Origin of the sequence: Chryseobacterium sp. SIMBA_038, from assembly GCF_046535115.1 — a bacterium.
Classification (GTDB): Bacteria; Bacteroidota; Bacteroidia; order Flavobacteriales; family Weeksellaceae; genus Chryseobacterium.
In genome coordinates this window covers 1-236 of sequence record NZ_JAWRXH010000437.1, presented here as the reverse complement: position 1 = coordinate 236, position 236 = coordinate 1, and the positions used below count along the sequence as shown (strand labels likewise).

The window sequence follows — 236 nt, the reverse complement described above, 5'->3', positions numbered from 1 at the left end:
GTTTTCGGGGCAGGCTGCAATTGCCGAATTTTCCATGATGTGAATATCCGGAAGATCATCACCCATGGTTAGAATCTCCTCATTTTTAAGATTGTACTTCTTTTTAAAATCTTCAAAATCCTCTATCTTGTTATGAGATTTCGGGTAATAATCCTGAATTCCAAGATAATTGATCCTGTGTTTTACCATTTCATCATTTCCACCAGTAATTACACCTATCAAATAATTATTTTTTA

1 protein-coding gene is annotated in these 236 nt (G+C 33.5%); it reads right to left on the bottom strand.

All coding sequences use genetic code 11. The features are described 5' to 3' along the window. Window positions 1-236, bottom strand: a 236-nt coding sequence (locus SB689_RS24180; RefSeq protein WP_410694556.1) for an HAD hydrolase family protein, incomplete at both ends; no start/stop codon positions are given.